Source organism: Flavobacterium lindanitolerans (genome assembly GCF_002846575.1).
Lineage (GTDB): Bacteria > Bacteroidota > Bacteroidia > Flavobacteriales > Flavobacteriaceae > Flavobacterium > Flavobacterium lindanitolerans.
This window is the reverse complement of sequence record NZ_PJND01000007.1, coordinates 1,289,870-1,308,938: the sequence shown is the minus strand read 5'-3', so window position 1 is coordinate 1,308,938 and position 19,069 is coordinate 1,289,870. Positions and strand designations below refer to the sequence as shown.

Annotated in this window: 16 protein-coding genes; 6 read left to right on the top strand and 10 right to left on the bottom strand. The window is 39.5% G+C overall.

What is annotated here, in order from left to right; genetic code table 11:
- Positions 1-56 precede the first annotated feature (56 nt).
- The 7 genes from B0G92_RS05730 to B0G92_RS05705 form a co-directional block, all read right to left on the bottom strand.
- A complete protein-coding gene (locus B0G92_RS05730) occupies positions 57-1,952 on the bottom strand; it encodes a heavy metal translocating P-type ATPase (protein ID WP_101471390.1) in 1,896 nt (631 codons plus the stop codon).
- Positions 1,953-1,968: 16 nt separating this feature from the next.
- Positions 1,969-3,234, bottom strand: coding sequence for an efflux RND transporter periplasmic adaptor subunit (locus tag B0G92_RS05725; protein ID WP_101471389.1), 1,266 nt, complete (start codon positions 3,232-3,234; stop codon positions 1,969-1,971).
- Positions 3,235-3,241: 7 nt separating this feature from the next.
- Positions 3,242-7,588: a CusA/CzcA family heavy metal efflux RND transporter gene (locus B0G92_RS05720; RefSeq protein ID WP_101471388.1), complete on the bottom strand. Its 4,347-nt coding sequence runs from the start codon at positions 7,586-7,588 to the stop codon at positions 3,242-3,244.
- 95 nt (positions 7,589-7,683) lie between these two features.
- Complete coding sequence (locus tag B0G92_RS16595; protein WP_143394996.1) at positions 7,684-8,010, bottom strand: DUF6660 family protein; 327 nt, start codon at positions 8,008-8,010, stop codon at positions 7,684-7,686.
- Between the two features lie 105 nt (positions 8,011-8,115).
- Positions 8,116-8,499 carry a VOC family protein gene (locus tag B0G92_RS05715; protein ID WP_101472039.1) on the bottom strand — a complete coding sequence of 128 codons (384 nt, stop codon included), beginning with the start codon at positions 8,497-8,499 and terminating at the stop codon, positions 8,116-8,118.
- A 74-nt stretch (positions 8,500-8,573) separates the two neighbouring features.
- Positions 8,574-9,506: an alpha/beta hydrolase gene (locus B0G92_RS05710; protein ID WP_101471387.1), complete on the bottom strand. Its 933-nt coding sequence runs from the start codon at positions 9,504-9,506 to the stop codon at positions 8,574-8,576.
- A 42-nt stretch (positions 9,507-9,548) separates the two neighbouring features.
- The gene (locus tag B0G92_RS05705) at positions 9,549-10,862 is read right to left on the bottom strand and encodes an alpha/beta fold hydrolase (protein ID WP_101471386.1); all 1,314 of its coding nucleotides are present in this window, start codon (positions 10,860-10,862) and stop codon (positions 9,549-9,551) included.
- Between the two features lie 143 nt (positions 10,863-11,005).
- On the opposite strand from B0G92_RS05705, the gene B0G92_RS05700 reads away from it, so the two are divergent.
- From B0G92_RS05700 to B0G92_RS05690, 3 genes are all read left to right on the top strand, one after another.
- Entirely contained in the window at positions 11,006-11,809 is an 804-nt protein-coding gene (locus tag B0G92_RS05700) for an alpha/beta fold hydrolase (protein WP_245867718.1), read from the top strand.
- A gap of 2 nt (positions 11,810-11,811) precedes the next feature.
- Positions 11,812-12,246, top strand: coding sequence for a hypothetical protein (locus tag B0G92_RS05695; RefSeq protein ID WP_101471384.1), 435 nt, complete (start codon positions 11,812-11,814; stop codon positions 12,244-12,246).
- Positions 12,247-12,453: 207 nt separating this feature from the next.
- Positions 12,454-12,900: a KTSC domain-containing protein gene (locus tag B0G92_RS05690; RefSeq protein WP_056068432.1), complete on the top strand. Its 447-nt coding sequence runs from the start codon at positions 12,454-12,456 to the stop codon at positions 12,898-12,900.
- 63 nt (positions 12,901-12,963) lie between these two features.
- Here the strand turns inward: B0G92_RS05690 and B0G92_RS05685 are convergent, their stop codons facing one another.
- The gene (locus B0G92_RS05685) at positions 12,964-13,920 is read right to left on the bottom strand and encodes an NAD-dependent epimerase/dehydratase family protein (RefSeq protein WP_101471383.1); all 957 of its coding nucleotides are present in this window, start codon (positions 13,918-13,920) and stop codon (positions 12,964-12,966) included.
- A gap of 146 nt (positions 13,921-14,066) precedes the next feature.
- On the opposite strand from B0G92_RS05685, the gene B0G92_RS05680 reads away from it, so the two are divergent.
- The 3 genes from B0G92_RS05680 to B0G92_RS05670 are packed head-to-tail and all read left to right on the top strand — an operon-like array spanning position 14,067 to position 17,012.
- The gene (locus B0G92_RS05680) at positions 14,067-14,780 is read left to right on the top strand and encodes a glycosyltransferase (RefSeq protein WP_101471382.1); all 714 of its coding nucleotides are present in this window, start codon (positions 14,067-14,069) and stop codon (positions 14,778-14,780) included.
- Positions 14,777-15,412 carry a lipid-A-disaccharide synthase N-terminal domain-containing protein gene (locus tag B0G92_RS05675; RefSeq protein ID WP_101471381.1) on the top strand — a complete coding sequence of 212 codons (636 nt, stop codon included), beginning with the start codon at positions 14,777-14,779 and terminating at the stop codon, positions 15,410-15,412. Before B0G92_RS05680 ends, B0G92_RS05675 begins: the two co-directional genes overlap by 4 nt.
- Positions 15,390-17,012 (top strand): ArnT family glycosyltransferase, encoded by a 1,623-nt coding sequence (locus B0G92_RS05670; protein WP_245867715.1) that lies wholly within the window; start codon positions 15,390-15,392, stop codon positions 17,010-17,012. The genes B0G92_RS05675 and B0G92_RS05670 overlap by 23 nt, the downstream gene beginning before the upstream one ends.
- On the opposite strand, the gene B0G92_RS05665 is transcribed toward B0G92_RS05670, so the two are convergent.
- Positions 16,994-18,394 carry a sensor histidine kinase gene (locus tag B0G92_RS05665; RefSeq protein ID WP_245867713.1) on the bottom strand — a complete coding sequence of 467 codons (1,401 nt, stop codon included), beginning with the start codon at positions 18,392-18,394 and terminating at the stop codon, positions 16,994-16,996. The two genes, B0G92_RS05670 and B0G92_RS05665, sit on opposite strands and share 19 nt — an antisense overlap.
- 6 nt (positions 18,395-18,400) lie before the next feature.
- A complete protein-coding gene (locus tag B0G92_RS05660) occupies positions 18,401-19,066 on the bottom strand; it encodes a response regulator transcription factor (RefSeq protein WP_101471379.1) in 666 nt (221 codons plus the stop codon).
- Positions 19,067-19,069: the final 3 nt, after the last annotated feature.

Sequence of the window (19,069 nt, the reverse complement as noted above, 5' to 3'; positions counted from 1 at the left end):
CCAGCAACCGCATAAAAAGAGAAACCATCAATTGTTATTGATGGTTTCTTCATTTATTAAATTTTCATTCTTTGTATCCTGACGGCATTGAGAATAGCCAGAAGCGCGACTCCTACATCAGCAAATACCGCTTCCCATAAAGTAGCCAAACCCCCGGCACCCAAAATAAGCACGAATACTTTGACGCCAAATGCAAGACTGATATTCTGCATAACAATCCTTCGGGTTACTTTTCCTATTTTTATGGAGGCAGGAATTTTGCCCGGTTGGTCGTTTTGGATTACTACATCGGCTGTTTCTATTGTGGCATCGCTTCCCAAACCTCCCATCGCCATTCCGGCATCGGCAAGGGCAACTACAGGAGCATCGTTCACGCCATCGCCAACAAACACGATGGTCTTGCCCTGATTTTTTAGTTCCTGAACTTTTTCTACCTTATTTTCCGGAAGTAAATTCCCAAAAGCAGTATCGATGCCCAATTCTTTTGCGACCTTGTCTACAATACTCTGTTTATCGCCACTAAGCATTACTGTTTGTACATTTAATGCGTGCAGGCTTGAAATCGCCTCTTTGGCATCTTCTTTCAGTTCGTCAGCAATTACAAAATAACCTGCATAAACCTCATCAACGGCCACAGCCACAATCGTCTCCACTTTGGTTTCAATTGCCTTGTCATAATCTACATTAAACTTTTTAAGCAACTTAAGATTTCCGGCCAGTACTTTTTTGCCCTCTACAATTCCTTCTAATCCATGTCCGGCAATTTCTTCTACCTCAGAAACGGCTGCATTCTTATAGCTTCCGCCAGAGTATCTGACAATTGCATTGGCAATTGGATGCGTGGATTTGCTTTCCAAAGCGGCTGTCAGAAGCAATAATTCTTTTTGGTCTATAGCCGAAACCACTTCCTGCACTTCAAATATACCTTTGGTTAGTGTACCGGTTTTATCCATCACCACAACGTCTGTTTTTGTCATCACGTCCAGATAATTGCTGCCTTTAAAAAGAATACCATTACGCGAAGCCAGCCCTATTCCTCCAAAATAGCCTAATGGAATGGATATTACTAAAGCACAAGGACAGGAAATTACCAGAAAAACCAGCCCGCGATAGAGCCAATCACTAAATACATAATTTTCTACGAATAGATAGGGCAAGGAAACTATGGCAATGGCAAGAAACACTACAATTGGCGTATAAATTTTTGCAAATCGGGAGATAAAAAGTTGTGTTTTTGACTTTCGCGCCGTAGCTTCCTGCACCATCTCAAGAATTCTGGACAGTTTACTGTCTCTGAACAATGCGGTAACTTTAACGTCTATTAAGGTTTGGAGATTAATCATTCCGGCTAAGACTGCTTCTCCTTTTATTTTAGTATCGGGTTTGCTTTCACCCGTAAGTGCTGCTGTGTTGAATGAAGCCGTTTCCGAAATCAGTTGGCCGTCCAATGCCACTTTTTCACCCGGTTTCATCTGGATAATTTCGCCTATGGTTACTTCCGAAGGATTCACGACAACGGGCTCTCCGTTTCGGATTACGGTTACGGTATCAGGACGTATGTCAAGCAATGCTTTGATACTGCGCTGTGCTCTTTGGACTGCTGCATCCTGAAACAATTCTCCTACGGCGTAAAACAACATGACAGCTACACCTTCAGAGTATTCTCCTATAAAAAATGCTCCGATGGTGGCAATAGACATCAGGAAAAATTCAGAAAAGATATTTCCATTCCTGATTTCTTTAAGGGCCTGGTAATTGACTTTTAATCCTACCAAAAGATAGGCGACAATATACCATATCAAATCTACGGGATATTTAAAAAATTCCATTTCTGTTTGCTCGAACCCGATTCCGAGAATTAAAAGCAGAAAGCTACCTATAACGGGCAAGTAAGCTTTCCATTGGTTGTCGTGGCTGTGCGAATGTCCTATTTCGCTATGATCGTGCGCCATACATCTTTGTTTTTAATTAATGTTGGTGTCCTCCACCGCCTTCAGTTTTCAGCAGATGGCTTTGGATATAATAAGCTCCTTTTAAGACAATCTTTGCGTTGGCATCGATTTTTTGGAGCACAGAAACCTGAACATATCCCAATTGAGAAGTTCCTGTTTTTACTTCTATTCGTTGAAAATGATACATTTTACCGGCTTCCTCATGTTTGTGTCCGTCTTCATGTGAATGGCCTTCTTCTGAATCATGTGCTTCTTCCTCATGTCCTTCTTCAAGGATAAAGATAAATTCCCTTCCTTCGGCCTTGACAATAGCATCAAGCGGCAATGCCTGAACATCTCTTGCGCCAACATCAATCAGGGCATTGACATACATTCCGGGAATCAGTGTCTGGCTTTTATTAATAATATCTGCATGAACTGCTACTGATTTGGTTTCATTCTCAAAAGCTTTTCCAACGTTAAAGACTTTTCCTTTTATTTCGGTATTGTCCTGATTAGTGAGTACAAACCGGATGTTTTGCCCCGGTTTTACTTTCTGCAAATCCTTTTCATATACCAAAAGGTCGACATGCAATTGTGAATTGTCGACAATGCTCAATAGCGGCTTGCCAACTTCGGCATTGCTGCCAATCTTGATATTTATTTCGGTAATATAACCCGAAATTGGCGCCACAACCGGCATAATGGAACCTGAATTGGTGCCTGCGCTCAAATTAAGCAGATTTAACTGTTGTTTCAGGGAACTCAACCTTGCCTTTTCTGTTTCAAAATCGGCCTTTGTTTTCTGGAAGACTTTTTTGGAATTGACATTTTCTTCGCTCAATGTTTTCTGCCTTTCATATTCCAAAGTCAGAAATTCCAGATTGCTTTTTGAAGTCTGATAGGCTTCCTGCAATTTAGCAAATTCCGGGCTTTCTATTGTTGCCAGCACCTGACCTTTTTTCACCGCCTGTCCTTCTATCACATTTATGGACTTAACGATTCCTGTAAGGTGTACCGAAACATCTGCCTGATTTTGCGGTGGCAGTTTGGTATAGCCATTGGCATTTACGACCTCGCTCAAATTCTTCATTGCAAAAGTTCCAAGCTCAACTCCTGCGGCTTTATATTGCGCTTCGTTCAACTCTACTTCTTTAGCTGTAGCTACTTCTTTTGGCTCTTTTTCAGTTTTCTCTCCATCATGATTATGGCCGTCATTTTCGGTATGTCGAAGTGAAAAATAAAGAATCAAAGCAATAGCAATTGCCGCAAGGCTTCCGTATACTATGTTTTTTCTGTTCATGTTATTATTATTGATTCGCCAAAAACTGCAAGTTGATTACAGTCTGGTTAAAGTTATTTACTGCATTGATATAATTCGTTCTGATTTCCAAAGCGGTTTCCAATCCCTGTACATATTCTACATAAGAGATATCGCCATTCAGGTAGGCCTTTTCTGCATTTTTGCTAATCAGGTCTGCATTTGGAAGTGCCGTGCCTTTATAGAAATCCATCAGCGACTGGAAGGTATTCAACTGTTGCAACTGCTGCTCATGCTGGTTGATGAGCTGCATTTCCATATAGGCCGCATTTTTTTGCTGTGCTTCAATATTTGTTTTTGCGGCCTGGATTTTTGAAACACTGCTTCCTGCAAAAATCGGAAGCGAGATTCCAACTGTAAATCCCTGAAATCGTGGCGTCCCGTCATAAGAAACTGTTTCTCCGTTTACTTCCTGATTTCCTTTGAAGGATTGGATAAAATAGCCCGCAGTAATGTCAGGCATCATTGTGGCTTTTTCAACTTTTCTTCCGGCTTCGGCAACGGCTACTTGCTGTTTTGCCAGCTTGTAATTTGAATTTTGTCTGACAAGTGCACTATCCAAAACCGTTAATGATGGTAATGCTACAAATGATGTATCGCTTGCGGTGAATTCTTCCTTACTGTTGAGAAAAGTCCTGATTTTAGATTTTTCAACCTGAATCATCGCCTCATTCTGCTTGATTTTTTGTTCTAACTCCTGCTGTTTAGCCAGAGCCGTAGTTTTTTCAAGCGAATTGGTTTCTCCTGTATCAAAGCGAAGCGAGGCCGAACGGACAAATTTTTGCATTAGCTTATTCTGTCTGGATAGCATTTTGTTGAGTTCGGAATAATATAGCATTGCATTCCAGGACTGCCGGATATTAAACACTACTTCCTGTTTTGTAACGCCTGCTTTTAGCTGACTTAAATTACTGTTTTCAAGCAATAGTTTTCTTCTGGCTCCATATTGAAAAGGGCTAAAACTTTGGGAAACACTGAAATTTTTATCCTGGGCATTGGTATTTAACTGGCCAAATGTTCCTGTAATTTCTGTTTTGGGAAGGTCAAATGCCGTGCCTCTCAATTGCGACTGCATCTTACTTTCCAGCTCTGAAGACTGTATCAGCGTATTGTTTTTCAAGCCCAATTCGATAGCCTGTTTCAAGCCTAAATTTTTAGGAACTTCCTGAGCATTGGCAGTACCTGAAAAAAGCGCCAGGACAAGAATTGAAACTATTGCAGTATTTTTGCTTTTGGTAAAACCTTTTTCAAAATAATAATACAGGATTGGAAGCACAATTAGCGTCAGAATAGTCGCTGTCAATAATCCACCAATTACAACGGTTGCCAAAGGTTTCTGAACTTCTGCTCCTGCACTACTGCTGATTGCCATTGGCAAAAAGCCCAATGATGCTACTGAAGCTGTAAGGACAACCGGTCTTAATCTCACTTTTGTCCCTTCTTTGATACGTTCATGAATATCGTTCATTCCTTCTTTTTTTAATTGATTGAAATAGGCAATCAGTACAATTCCGTTTAATACGGCAACCCCAAATAATGCGATGAATCCGACTCCGGCGGAAATACTGAAAGGCATGCCCCGAATCCAAAGAGCAAATACTCCTCCAATGGCAGACAGCGGAATTGCTGTAAAGATTAACAGCGACTGTTTGACAGATTTAAAGGTAAAGTACAACAAGATGAAAATCAGTCCCAGCGCTATCGGAACGGCAACCATCAAACGCTTGTTGGCGTCAATCAGGTTTTCGAACTGACCGCCATAGGTTGTATAATATCCGTCCGGAAGTTTTAATTGCTTGTCTAATTTTGCCTGAATCTCTTCAACTACCCGTTTCACATCCTTGCCTCTTACGTTAAAGCCTACCACGATTCTTCGTCTTCCGTCTTCACGGCTAATCTGCATTGGCCCGTCTTCATATTGAATATCGGCCACCTGTTCTAACGGAATCTGATTTCCGGATGGCAACGTAATAAACAAAGATTTCAAATTGGAAATATCCTGTCTGCTATCTGCTTCCAGTCTAACGACCAGGTCGAATCTTTTTTCTTTTTCGTAAATTAATCCGGCAGCCTCGCCTGCAAAACCAATACGGATAACTCTGTTCAGGTCGCCTATATTTAATCCGTAAAGCGCCAGTTTGTCTTTGTTGTAACGTACGGTAATCTGAGGCAATCCCGCCACACGCTCCAGTTTGGCATCCGAAACGCCTTCTACGCCCTGAATGAGCTGTAAGACTTCGTCTCCTTTGCTGACCAGCATATCGATATCATCACCAAAAATCTTGATGGCTACATCGCTTCGAACACCGGTCATCAATTCGTTGAAACGCATTTGAATTGGCTGTGAAAATTCGGTAGTCGCGCCCGGAATTTCCTGTAATGCTTCTTCCATCTTTTCCATAAGTTCTTCTTTGGTTTTGGCCGAAGTCCATTCTTTCTTATCCTTTAGCAGGATAATCATATCGCCGGCTTCAATAGGCATCGGGTCAGTTGGTATTTCTGCACTTCCTATTTTTGTCACTATCATTTTGACTTCCGGAAATTTGTCCTTCAATATTTTTTCGGCCTTTGTAGTCGCTTCAATTTCTTGTGACAGCGAACTACCGGAAGCAATGATAAGGTGTGTTGCAATATCTCCTTCATCCAACGTAGGGATAAACTCTCCTCCTAAAGAACTGAACAGGAACAATGCAAATGCAAACAAACCGACAGCCGAAATAATAACGGCTCTTTTGGCCTGCAATGCTTTTTGAAGCAACGGACTGTAAAACCTATTGATGGCTTCGATAATCCTGTCGCTTATATTTTTGGTATGTCCTGTCTGCTTTTTTAATACCAATGCGCTCATCATAGGCACATAGGTCAATGACAGGATAAAAGCCCCTAAAATGGCGAAAGAAACGGTCTGCGCCATAGGGCCGAACATTTTTCCTTCAATGCCCACCAAAGCCAGAATAGGAAGGTAAACAATAAGGATAATAATTTCTCCAAACGCGGCACTGCTCCTGATTTTTACAGAAGCCTGGTAGACTTCTTCATCCATTTGCGCGGCGGTCAGGCTCTGCCGTTTCCGCACCTGTAATCTGTGGATTATGGCTTCTACTATAATGACGGCCCCGTCGACTATTATTCCAAAGTCGATTGCCCCGAGGCTCATCAGGTTACCACTAACCCCAAAAAGGCGCATCATAGTAATGGCAAAAAGCAATGCCAATGGAATTACGGAAGCAACAACCAATCCGGCACGCCAGTTTCCAAGCAATAATACGAGTATAAAAATTACGATAAGTGCCCCCTCAATCAGGTTGGTCTGTACGGTATTTATAGCTTTGTCGACCAATTTTGTACGGTCCATAAATGGTTCGATGGTAACGCCTTCAGGGAGCGATTTTTTAATCTGTTCCATCTTTTCCTTTACTCTTTTTACAACCTCGCCACTGTTTTCGCCTTTAAGCATCATGACCATACCGCTAACTTCTTCGCCTTTACCGTCTTTGGTTACGGCTCCATAGCGAATACTGCTACCAATCTGCACTTTGGCAATATCGCGAATGAGAATAGGAATTCCATTCTGATTTTTGACCACAATCTTACTGATGTCTTCAATATTGTTAACCATACCAATTCCCCTGATAAAATAGGCATATGGTTTTTTGTCAATATAAGCTCCACCCGTATTTTCATTATTGGATTCCAAAGCCGTAAAAATTTCCGGAATGGTCACTCCCATACTTTTCAGCTTGTCCGGCTGTACGGCAATCTCATATTGCTTGAGATAACCTCCCAGGGTATTGACTTCTGCAACTCCAGGCGTTCCCAGAAGTTGCTGCTTGATAATCCAATCCTGAATCGTACGCAGGTCAGTAGCATTGTATTTGTCTTCATAGCCCTTTTCAGGAAATACTACATATTGATATATTTCTCCCAATCCTGTACTGACCGGCGCCATTTCCGGCGTACCTACGTTTTTGGGAATCATGCTTTCCGCTTCTTTTATGCGCTCGGAAATTTGCGCACGTGCCCAGTAGATATCTGCATTTTCTTCAAAAACGACAGTAACCACACTGAGACCGAACCGGCTAATGGAACGCAATTCTACAATTTTGGGAATAGGCTTTACGGCTTGTTCAATCGGATAGGTTATAAATTGTTCTACATCCTGTGTTGACAGGGTTGGTGAACTGGTAATAATCTGAACCTGGTTATTGGTAATATCCGGCAAGGCATCAATCGGAAGCTTGTAAAGCGAATAACTTCCTACGATTATGAGTGCCAGTGTAAACAGCCCGATAATAAATTTATTATGGATGCTGAAATGTATAATCTTATCTAACATAGATTATGAATTAGTATAAATGTTGATTTTTTCCGCAGCACGGATTTATTTGCGGAAAGCCCGCGAGAAATCAGCCGATTCACATCGGCACAACATTATACTAATTGAGGTGGTTGCCAAATCGACCCGAAGAAACTGGATACGGCAGGCTTATAAAAACTTGGTGTTTTTGTGTATGAATTTTCAAAATGCGGCACCATGTCAAAAACAATAGCCGAATGTATTATTATGGGAGTAGTACAACAGGCACAGATACAGAAAGGAGTACAAAAATCGTCATGGTGCTGCTCGTTCTGAACCTGAGAAGTTTGTGTAGAAAAAACCGTTTGTGTTTGTGCATGTACATCATTACAAGGCATAATCATCAGTACCAGCAGGTAGACTGATAAAAAGGAAGTAAAAATGCGCCTTGTTAATTTCATGTTGTAAATGTAGAAAAAAAAATTATTGACAATCAAATCAATAGTAAAAATACTTTGCTTACTCCCAAAATGATGCCAATCTCCTTAGCTTATCTTAAGATTTGCTTAAGACTCCAATGCCTCCAAAAGACCAATACGGTTTCCTTCACTATCTTGAAATTCTGCCACAAAACCCCATTCGCCATTTGATGTTTTAGGAAACAGAATTGTACCCCCGTTATTAATTACCCGTTTAAGGGTTTCATCTATTTTTTTACTCTTCAGATAAATAAGTGTTCCGTCTTTTGTGGGTTTATAGATTTCTCCTTTGGCCAATGCTCCCGATATGCCCGAAGCATTTTCATCCAGAGGGAAAAGTGCCATTTCATTATCATGTATGCTGGCTTTTTCAAATTTAAAACCAAAAACGGAAGTATAAAACTGTTCTGCTCTTTCCAGATTAGTTACAGGAATTTCAAAATAAACACCCGGATTAAAAAGTTTTGACATAGTAAATATTTCTGCTATTCTTTGCATACGAATTTACTAAAAAAAGCATCCGGCATATTATATGGTAACTTCTTTTATCCTTTGTTTCCCAACAGCCAACCAATCAGTCCTTCGCTATCTACAATGCTCCAGGAATGCGGGTGTCTTTTATTGTCAGGTTTTCTGTATCCTTTGTTTTCCGTCAATATAAGTTCTGCCTGACGATTGCCCAGCCTTCTTAATTCATTGACCATAGCTGAGCCATCCAAAACATTCATTGCAGAAAAATCAGCATTTCTATTTTCTATCCACCAGTTTACATCCGGCTCCGAATACAATCGAATCGGGATATTAACCAGGCTTTTGATGGCTTTTTGCTCCGTGTCTGAATAGGAATATGGTGAAATGGCATGATAGCTTTTCAATGCATCAACAGGCTTACCTCCCATCACTTGCTCAATTCTTCCAACCATGTAAACATTCTCCTGATTGGGCTGAGAACCTGCCGAAAGCCTAAGGTCGCGCTGAGCGGAATTGTAAAACCTTTCAAAATCAAGTGGCGGGTCAATTGCAAAAATTGCTGCCGGCTTGTTTTTAAAATTTCCAGACAACGCTATTTCTGCATATTTTACCGCGGCACTTCCTCCTATTGAAAAACCTCCGATGTAAAACTGACGGGCAGCAAGATTAAATTTTTTGGATGCATCTTCAATAATTGCTGTTAATGATTTCTGACTACTATTATCAACTCCAAACGACATTACACCACCTGTTAATGTGGGAATAATAGTGAGTATCCCTTTTTCAGCACAACGCAAAGGCAGGTCTGTTTGCTGCATTACTCTTTCTGCCGTTTCGCCAAAGCCGGGAATCAGAACCAGATAACCCACTACAGGACTTTTGTCCGGTAGAATTGCCGTATAGCATTCATGCGAAGGGTCATTTTTATCCAGAAATACCTTTTCTGTTTTTTGACCGTATGATTTTAAAAAGCAGCAAAATGCTGCTATGAGAAGTTTATTTTTCATGTTTCAATATATGACTTTGAAAGATATTTTGACAGTATTTCGTTAGTGCTCTTTTAAAAAATCCAGTACCACCTGATTAAACACTTTAGGGTTATCTGCTACAACTTCATGAGTCTGACCTTTTAATATGGAAACTTTAGCTCCCGGAATACTGGCACCAATCAACCGGGTATGGTTTTCTAATATGAGGTCGTGTTCTCCTGCAACAACGAGGGTCTTTGCCTTGATTGCACCTAAGCTTTCCGGCTGAATATTGGGTTCCTGAAGTAACATTTCCAATAGTCGGATTGTCACTATCTCTGCGTTTTTTTGGTCTTTTAGTTGTTTTATATCCTTTGCAATCGTTTTCAGCATTTTTTTATCGATTGCGTTGTCTGAAGGATTCAGATTCGCCCCCATTGTGACCAGTTTCTTTACATAGTCCGGATATTTACTCGCCAATAATAATCCTGTATTGCCTCCATCACTCCAACCTACCACATTCACCTGTTTTAAGCCAAGCGAATCCAGAAGCGTTTTCATGTCATCGGCAAAAAGGTCATATGAAAAATGCTCTGTTTGCATATCAATGCTTTTTCCCTGTCCGCGCGTATCGACAGCAATAACCTTATAGTTTCTGGCAAATTCCTCAATCTGCCCTGCAAAACTGCTTATGGAACCGCCGTTGCCATGAAGCAAAAGCAAGGGTTCTCCTTCTCCATAGGTTTCGTAATAAATTTTTACATCCTTACTGTTTATATATTTTCCTGTGGCTGAATTATTCCCGTAAAAAAACCTTTTGTCAATCGTTCCTCCTTCGGCATGTATGCGCAGCGACTGTCCCCGTCCTTCCTGATTCACCAAAGAAACGGACAATCCTTCCTTTTTTACTGATTCTCCATTTTTAAATCCTTTGAGCGGATTCCCGGCCGATAATTTTTCAAAATCTCCTCCTTCAACGGGCACATCTACCCAATTTTCTCCTTCTTTTATTTCAAACTTCATATTGTCATAATAGAAATCTCCATTACCATAGGTTGCCAAAGTAAACCACAACTTATACGCTTCCGAATCAATAGTTCCCGTAATGGTATAGCTTTTCCATGTTTGGGAATCCTTAGGGGCAAAAAATGTCTTACGGGTATTTTCCAAAAATTCCCAATCTTGTTTTTTGGTCTGCAAAACCATAACCGTACCACCGCTTATATCGTCTGACGGTTCATTCTTTATATCAATGCTCAATCGGTATTGTTTGCCTGTATATTTCTTTACAGGAAGAAGTTTCACCAAAGCCGTATTGGTTGTAGTATATTTCAACTGGGAATAGGCACATTGCTGGACTATTAAAAAGGCCAGATAAAAGATAGTCTTTATCATAGGTTAAACCAATTAATTCCAACAAAATTAAAACAGCAACCTGTTCAAAAATTGTAAAAATGGAAAAGCCGGAAAACTGATTTTGTTTTCTTTCATGCTATTTATGCTCTGGCATATGAACATCACTCCAATATTTTATATTTTTGAAAAAGTCTAAAAAAGACAGCCAAAACCTTATGACACAGAACAACGGCAGATGGATTCCCATCAACGGGAAAAAACTTTATATAGAATTTCAAACAACCTACGAAAACCGCCCGACACTTGTTTTCCTTCACGACTCTTTAGGCTGTACAAGCCTATGGCGCGATTTCCCACAAAAGCTGGTCGAAGCAATACAGTGCAACGTTTTGGTATATGACCGCTTAGGCTACGGAAAATCTGACCCTATGCCTACTCATGAAAGACCCATAAATTATCTGGAAGCGGAAGCTCATTCTTTGGACAGCCTGCTTAACGCCTTAGCAATTGACAATGCTATTTTGTTTGGCCATAGCGATGGTGGTTCGATTGCTCTGATTACCGCCAGCCGATATGGAAAAAAAATCAAAGCTGTAATCTGTGAAGCAGCCCATATTTTTGTGGAGGAAGTAACGCTCAAAGGCATCCGGGAAGCCATGGAAATCTACCAAAGTACTGACCTTCCGGAACGACTGCAAAAATATCATGGCGACAAGGTTGAAACACTTTTTAAAGCATGGACAGAAACCTGGACTCGTGCTGATTTCAGAAGTTGGAATATTGAGCATTTTTTACCTGCCATTAGCTGTCCGCTTTTATTCATTCAGGGTGAAGCAGATGAATACGGCACGATGGAACAAGCTGAAAAAACAGTCAGCCAGGTAAATGGTACTGCTTCTGTTTTTAGTATTCCTGGAATTGGACATACTCCACATAAGGAAGCTCCTGATGTAACGATTGAAGCTGTAAAGAGTTTTATTAATTGAAAATGAAAAAATTATATCTATTCGGATTTATCTTATTACTTTTTATTATTTCTTGTTCTACAAATAAAAAAACAGGTAAGACAACAACCTTAAAATTTAGTAGCGGTTCATATACGATAAAACTACCAAGCCAAGCCTTTGAACAAAAAATTATACGAATTGGTTTATCAGAAATGGAGTATCAATATATTTTTAGAGACTCATCAAAAATTTTCTGTACTGATCAAGTCTCCAGCTCCCCATTAATTCATCCATTGCTGACTTTTAAGGATTATATTTCTTTTACAGATAATGACACATTATCATTGTCTTTTCTAGAAGATGATAAATATTACTGCGTTCGTAAAATTGGTGATATTTTTATTGGATATTCAGGAATTAAAAAAGAAAATAAACAAGCATACGACAACACAATAAACACTTTAAAAAAAAGATAAATATAAAGTAGGCAATAAATCAAATTAGGGTAATTTAGATACAACAGTAATTATCGTTGGAAATTCTAAAAGATTAATTATATGATTAATGTAGTATAAGATATGCCTACCTTCCAATCGCCATTACAAATTAATACTGAACACCTTAGGATTTTACATTCTAATTTAACTACTTTTGCAGCCGATAAAAAAGGAAGTACTATTACTATGAAAAGAATTGTTGAGCACAGAAAGCTTTTGGGAGTTGACAAGACCGTAACGCTAAAAGAATTAAAAACCATCTACAGAAATACTATGAAGGATTCGCATCCGGATAAGTTTGTAGATGATGAAGCCGGAAGATTGGAAGCAGAGGAAAAGAGCAAATCGGTTATTGAAGCCTATCACTTTTTGGTAAGTATCAATCCGGAAACCCAGGAGCGTTACCGTGAGGAATATGAGGAAACTACTTCCAAGTCTAATATCCATGATTTTTATTATGAGAAGCAGATTTTGGTAATCCAGCATTTGGATGGGAATTCATACGAATATATTGGCGTACCAAGAAACACGTATATCAAAATGGTTAATGCAGAATCGCCAAGCCGTTTTGCCAGAAGACATATTTACGGCAGCTTTATTTACAGAAAAGCAGGCGTTATGGCAGAAGATTAATCTCCATACTACAATAAAAAAGCTCTTGAAATCAAGGGCTTTTTTATTTCGATTTAATTATACCTATGGTGTTTCTTCACAGGCAAAATAGGTGGTATACCACTCTACCTGCGCCCTTAGCCCGTCTTCGAAAGAAGTTGCGGGATTATAGCCTAGCAGTTTTCTTGCCTTACCAATTACGGCATGTGTACGAATCTGGTCACCGGGACGTGGTGCCACGGATTCAATCCTTATTTTTTTTCCAGTAATTTTTTCTATAGCATCAATGCCTTGCTGCGTGGTATGTTCTTCCTCAGTACCAATATTGATAATCTGACTGTCTACCTGAGACTCTTTTCCTATGACACTGACAATACCATCAATAATATCCTGAACATAGGTAAAACTTCTCAAATGCGAACCGCTGCCTTCATACAGCGGAAATACTTCTCCGGAAAAAGCAGCTGCTATAAGTTTGCTATACAATTTTTCAGGTCTTTCTCTCGGTCCATATACAGAATAAAGCCGCAAAGAACAGGCCTTAATTTTATGTTCCCTGCTTGCCGCCAAAACCAGTTCTTCCGCTGCCAGTTTTGTAACGCCATAAAAAGAAACGGGTTCCGGTACTTTTTCTTCATCAAAAGAAGCCTGTAATCCATAGATAGAAGATGTAGCTATATTCACAAAAAGTTTCAGGTTTTTACAACGCAGTGCAAAATCAATCACATTTTTAGTTGCGACAAAATTATTGGAAAGATAATCTTCAAAAGTACAATCGGTTGAAATGCCCGGCTGCGCTGCCAGATGGAAAATGTAGTCAAAGTCCGGTGTCCTATCAGCTAATGCGTTACTATCCCTAAGGTCTAAGGTATGCACGACTATACCTTTGTCTTGAAGTATTCCCGCATTCAGCTCTTTCAGTTCGGGAGCATAATAGCTTGAAAAATTATCAAAACCTATCGTTTCATGACCCAGACCTTGCAATCTTTCGGCCAAATGTGATCCGATGAAGCCTGCGGCTCCTGTAACGAGCATTCGCATGATTTGGATATTTTTTTTGTTTCTATAAATTTAAGAAACCCTTTGCTAAATGTTTTCCTTCTTAGATTAACTTTAAGGAAAATTTATGTTAAGCCGACTTCTATTTCATTGATTTTGAAGTAAATTTGAGAGAAAAAACCACTAAAATGGACTTTGAGCTTACAATTATAATCCCTGTTTATAATGAAGAGGACAACCTCTTAAGGGTACAACAGGAACTGTCCGGTTTTATGCTACACGCCAAAAAAAAAGCAAAAGTACTTTTCGTTAATGACGGTTCTAAAGACACTAGTCAAAAAATCATAGAAGAGATTTGTAGTAATACGGATGCTTTTGAATTTATTTCTTTTGATAAAAATTATGGCCTTAGTGCAGCCATAAAGGCCGGATTTGATACGGCCAATACTTCCTGGGTAGGTTATATTGATGCCGACCTGCAAACTGACCCTATGGATTTCAATATTCTTTTGGAATATGCAGACAGTTATGAACTGGTAACCGGTGTGCGTGCTAACCGCAAAGATTCTTTTGTCAAAAATCTTTCGTCTAAAATTGCTAATGGAATACGTCGTGCATTTACACATGATGGTATGGACGATACGGGTTGTCCTCTAAAAATTATCCGTACGGATGTAGCCAAAAAAATCCCCATGTTCAACGGCCTGCATCGCTTCCTGCCAGCTATGGTATTACTACAAAATGGCAGAATCAGGCAAGTGCCCGTCAAACATTTCCCCAGAATAGCCGGTGTATCCAAATTTCATCTTTGGAACAGATTAATAGGTCCCTTACAAGATTGCTTTGCCTATTTGTGGATGAAGAAAAAATACCTCAACTACACTATAAACCGTAAAGGATGAATTCGTGGCTGATATATGCTATTGGGTTTACGGCACAGATTCTTTTTTCGAGCCGACTGGTTCTCCAATGGATTATTTCCGAAAAACACAAACGCATCCTCACCCCTATATTGTTCTGGCAAATTAGCCTCTTGGCCGCTTTCCTGCTATTTGTTTACGGTTATTTGAGAGATGATTTTTCAATTATGCTCGGACAGGCTATTACCTATTATATCTATATCCGGAACCTTCAGCTTCAGGGAGAATGGAAAAAGCTGCACAAGGCTTTCCGCATCTTTATCCTACTTTTTCCTGTCCTGCTAATTGGTTATGGATACAATAATAATTCCTATGACCTTGACCGACTATTAAAAAATGAAAACATTCCGATTTGGCTGTTATGGCTTGGAATCATTTCCCAAATACTTTTTACGTTCCGGTTTGTCTATCAATGGCTCTATTCCGAAAAACGAAGAGAATCGTCTTTGCCTTTGGGTTTCTGGACGATTAGTTTTTTTGGCTCATTACTGATTCTCACTTATGCCGTTATTCGAAAAGACCCGGTTCTTTTTGCAGGGCATTTCTTAGGCATTATTATTTATTCCAGAAGTATTCTAATTATCCTGAAAAATGAAAAAACTGCTGCATCATAAATATCCGCTCCTTTTATTGGCTGTTAGCCTGACATTATTGCTTCCACATCTTGACATTATTTATGTCAATATTATGGAGGCCCGAAATTTTATTACGGCCCGGGAAATGGTTTCTAATGACAACTGGCTGCTTACCACAATCAATAATCTGCCGCGTTATGAAAAACCGCCTTTACCTACATGGCTGACAGCTCTGGCAGGAATCTTATTCGGATTTGACAGTCTTTTGGGTTTACGGCTGCCTGTAGTGTTTGCGACAGTATTTCTGGTATTGATGTCATATAAATTCTCCAAAAATCTGGGACTAAACCAAAAACAGAGTTTTCATAACGGCCTGCTTCTTATTACTTCTTTTTATATCTTTTTTGGAGGCAGGGATAACCAATGGGATATGTATACGCATAGCTTTATGATGGCTTCACTTTATTTTTTATGGAAGCTATTGCAGGAAGACTCCGCAAAAGCCAAAAATGCAATACTATCCGGATTATTCTTCGGCTTGTCTTTTCTTAGCAAAGGACCTATTTCGTTATATGCACTATTTCTTCCTTTTCTTATTGCCTATGGATTTACGTATGGATTTAAATTAAGAAGCCGATGGCATTATGGTATTTTGGTATTGGCATTAGGTACAGCCATAGGACTTTCATGGCCCTTGTATGTACGGTTTGCCGACCCTGAATCATTTTTAGAAACAACCACAAGAGAAGCATCACGTTGGGCGAGCTACAACACACGTCCGTTTTTCTATTACTGGAGCTTTTTTACACAAAGTGGCATCTGGACCATCCCAAGTCTTATTGCCCTGCTCTATCCTTACATGAAAACCCGTGTTACCAATCTAAAGGCTTACCGATTTACTCTATTCTGGACATTGGCATCCGTAATATTATTATCGCTTATTCCTGAAAAAAAATCAAGATACCTGCTTCCGGTACTGATTCCAATGGCTTTGAATACCGGATTTTATATAGAGTATCTTTTTGAAAAATTTAAAACGCTGGCTAAAAATGAGAAACGGATGGCTTATTTTGCTTTCGGTCTGATTGGAATCATAGCTGTAGCATTGCCTTTTGTATTACCTTTTGTATTAAAAACCTTGGACGGATTCGGGTTATGGTATGTTTTGGCAGCCATTGCTTCTCTGGTTTGCGGTATTATCATCATACGGTCACTGCTAAAAAACAATTTTGGCAAAGTCTTTTACAGCATTATCGCTTTCCAAATTTGCATTATAGTTTTTGGCCTGCCGTTGATTGGCGCATTTTTAGGAAATCCGGATTATTATTCGCCTCAAAAACTTCATGCTGTCAAAGCGAAAGAGCGTATTAAGATTTATGACCTGCAAAATTATTGTCCTGAAATGATTTGGGAATATGGAGAGCCGATTCCTTTAATAATAAACAATGGTAAAATTAAAATTCCAAAGGAAAATCGGTTTGGATTGCTCGTCAACATAGATGATACCACCAGGCTTCGGGAAACTTTTAAGGACTATAAAATTGAAAAAATGCTCACCGTTGACATGAATCCGGTTCCAAAATCAAAAAAGAGCCATAAAAAACGATTAGAACGTGATTTTTATATTGTTTCACGATAATCTACCGCATCAAACAGCACTGTGGCTGTTGTACCTTTACCCAAATCACTTTGGATATTTAACTCCGCATTGAGCAGAATGCACAATCTCTTTACAATAGACAAGCCAAGTCCCGTACCTTTAATGGCCTGACGCTGACTTTCGGCACGGAAAAATTCGTTGTAAATTTTTTGGAGGTCTTCCGGAGCAATTCCAACACCGCTGTCGGCAATCAGACAGGCTATTTTTCCCTCTGATTCGTGAAGCGTAATGACAATCCTGCCTTTTTCTTTGGTATATTTTACAGCATTTGAAATCAGGTTTTCAATGATAACCGATACTAAATAAGCATCGGAGCGTATTTTATAATGGTCGCTGAATTCAAAACTCAAAGCAATGTTCTTAGCAGCAATTCTTGAGGAATAGCGTTCCAAAACCTGAAGTATGATTTCATCCAATTCAATATTTTCTATCTGCACCGCCGCTTTCTGGTTTTCGAATCGGGCCAACAGCAATAATTGGTCTGCCAAATCATTCAGGCGATTTACTTCACTGATGCAGTATTGTATTTTTTCTTCATATTCTGAACTATTTCGCGGTTTTCTTATCAGTACTTCCAGAGTTCCCTGTATGACAGCCAAAGGTGTTCGCAATTCATGGGAAGCATCAGAAGTAAATTTACGTTCCCGCACAACCGCGTCCTCTATACGATCGAGTAATTGGTTTATGGAAGTTGCCAATTCAAAAAGTTCGTCTTTGTTTTTAGGAAGCTCAATTCTTTGACCCAGATTGTTATTTGTAATCTTGCTGGCCGTATTGATAATATCTACCGCAGGCCTGATACTTTTACCTGCAATAAAGCGTGTAATAAAAAACAAGGCCATCAATACGGCAAAGAAGGCAATAAGAAGCACATTACTTAAATTATCCAGAAGCCTGAGTTCCTGCTCCATCGACATGGCTATAATAACATAGCCTACTGTGTGTCCATGGCTCATCAAGGGTGCCTGCATCTGTCTTATAGGAATATCAGCCAGAAAAGTATCAACCGTATAAGGTTCTTCTTCACCAAACTTTAACGTCAGGGCCTCATCTTTGAGGTTTCTGGATTTTTCATAAAAGCGGCCCTTGCTGTCAAAAATCTGCACAAATACAGGATTGACATTAATTTCATTGTGCTCGCTTTCCTCCCATTCACTAGGCTCAACAAGCATGAGGTGATTAACTGGCTGGCTTTCTACAAATTCCTGATGGTAATGGATTTCTGTTTCGAGATCGTGATTGATGTCATAATTGACTGAAAGCCGAACTACAGAATAGACTATTCCAAAAACAACGGCAATGAGCGCTGCCGCACTGATAAGGTTGTATACAGCTATTCTGTTTCTGAAAGACAACGACATAATTGGCTAGATTTCATTTGCAATATAGCCAATTCCACGCACAGTTTTGATATAGTCTTCTTCTTTTCGCAATCCAAGTTTTTTCCGTATGGAATTGATAAAAACATCTATAACTCCCGATTCATAATCAAAATGTATGTTCCACACTTCTTTGATAATCTGGCTTCTGCTACATACGGTGCCTTTATTTTTGATGAGGTATTCTAAAAGTGAAAATTCTTTCTGTGTGAGGTAGACTTCTTCATTATGGATAAAAACCTGATGTTTTTCTTTATCCAAATGGATAGGCCCTAACACATAACTATTTTCTGCAACAGCAGAACGAAACTGCACTTTTATACGCTCCAGAAGTTCTTCAAAACTGAATGGCTTTTTAATATAATCATTGGCGCCTGCCTTAAGTCCTTCAATAGTTTCCTGTACGGTATCTTTGGCTGTCAGAAATAATATGGGTGCTGTCCTGCCGGTTTTGCGGAATGATTTGCAAACTTCTATTCCTGATAATTTGGGAAGCATCCAATCCAATAACAATAAGTCAAAAGGTTGTGAAAGGGCAAGTCGCAGTGCTTTTTCGCCATCAGAGGCCACAGTCACCGTATAATTTTCTTCTTCAAGCCCTTGCTTGAGGAAGTTTGAAATACCAATTTCATCTTCAGCTACCAGGATATTCATATG